Consider the following 1,780-nt stretch of genomic DNA (forward strand, 5'->3'; position numbering starts at 1 on the left):
TCCAGTGAGCGGCAGACTGGCACCACCCCGCGTGTCGAGAGCCAGCCTTTAGTGGGCTTGTATCCGACAATGTTATTGAATGCGGCAGGCACTCGGCCCGATCCTGCGGTATCTGTACCTAAACTGAAACACACCATGCCCTTTGCCAAGGCAACAGCTGATCCAGAACTTGATCCGCCGGAAATGTAGATTGGATTGAATGCATTGCGACATGCCCCGTACGGAGAGCGTGTGCCATTCAGACCAGTGGCGAATTGATCGAGGTTTGTCTTTCCGATGGGGATGGCGCCAGCTTCAATCAATCTCTGCACGACTGCGGCGCTCTGCCGGGGCGTATAGGCAAAGGCAGGACAGGCGGCGGTCGTAGGTGCGTCGGCCAGGTCGATATTGTCCTTAATTGCGAAGGGTATGCCGTACAGCGGCATAGCGTCCATGCCCCCAGCTCTAGCCTTGGCCTCGACCGCTTTAGCATGGCCAATCAATTTCTCAAGAGGCACCTTATGTATCCATATATGATCAGGATCTTGCTCCATAGAGGCGTGAACCGCCGCCATGACGCGGCTCGGTGTCAGTTCGTTGGCAGCGTAGCGTCGCAACAAAGAGGAGATATCGCCAAGCGGAAGCAATTTATCCATGGTTGGCCTCCTGGATCACGAATGCAGTCTGCCACATTGATAAAAATACCGTCTTTCTGGATAACATGCGCTTTAAAACGGTTTTGCTATAGGTTTTCGCTGATTCGTAAATTTTCATGATCCTGGACGTATTTAGTTTAGCGATTTGTTCTATCACCGGATGTTGGGAGTTGTTTTCCTATCTCATGTTGCAACAAAGGAAACTATCTCCTCCATCATGATGACCGTGATAATGCTTGTTATAGTGGTGTTCTTGAGCGGTACGAAGGCGATATCTTGCAGTGCATCGTAAAGACTCAGACAGATTTATCACGGCAAAGCGTAATGAAGATTCCATGTTTAATGCTACTTGTTGTGATGTCCGATGTTCGCGCCAAGCCTATAAGAGGCTAGGCTATCCTCAGAAGCACGTTCTCGCGATTAATCACGCTACTACCTTCTTCTCAGGTTGTTGCTCCCGCAGAGTTAAGTGTATGACGGGATATTGCGCTGCAGACTTCTTCAGTTGTCATTACCCTGCCGAAAATCCTCCCTTCCACACTAATTATGTCTAATGCTGCCTGCTGCAATTCTGGATTACTGGCTGCGCATGCGTCACCCACGGTTATACATTGATAGCCTCTGTCAACCGCTTCGCGCAGCGTAGAATGTACGCAAACTTCTGTAGTTACGCCGCAGAGGATAATGCGGTGAATTCCATGCTTCTCCAGTAAGGCTTCAAGATTTGTACGATAGAAGGAACCGTAGCCAGGTTTGTCGATGATGATTTCACCATCCATAGGTTTGAGTTCATCGATGATGTCGTGTCCATATTCGCCACGGATTAACAGTCTTCCCATTGGCCCTTTATGACCTATAGGCGCGCCTGCTAATTCGCTCCGCAGCAGCTTTGCAGGATGACAATCCGATAAGTCAGGCAAGTGCCCTTCACGCGTGTGAATGACCAAAAGCCCAGCTTGCCTAGCGGTGTCAAGAAGAACACGGATGTTACTAATGACTGAAGACAGTCGTTGTACATCCACTCCTACCTTCGCCGCATACCCTTCGCTGACACAAAAATCGCGCTGCATATCAATAATGATCAATGCAGTAGATTCAGAACTGTCTCTTTGATTCATGTTTTGCATCTCCTTCATGAACTTTAA

General features: G+C 49.1%; 2 protein-coding genes. Both read right to left on the minus strand.

Annotated features, from left to right (window positions below):
- On the minus strand, positions 1 to 635 hold a 635-nt coding region (locus BLO43_RS16170), incomplete at its 3' end, for an amidase family protein (protein ID WP_254773520.1).
- Positions 636 to 1,078: 443 nt separating this feature from the next.
- A partial coding sequence (locus BLO43_RS16175) for a cysteine hydrolase family protein (protein WP_217628095.1) occupies positions 1,079 to 1,780 on the minus strand: 702 nt, incomplete at its 5' end.

The sequence above is a fragment of the Nitrosospira sp. Nsp13 genome, from assembly GCF_900101945.1.
In the GTDB taxonomy this organism is placed as follows: domain Bacteria; phylum Pseudomonadota; class Gammaproteobacteria; order Burkholderiales; family Nitrosomonadaceae; genus Nitrosospira; species Nitrosospira multiformis_D.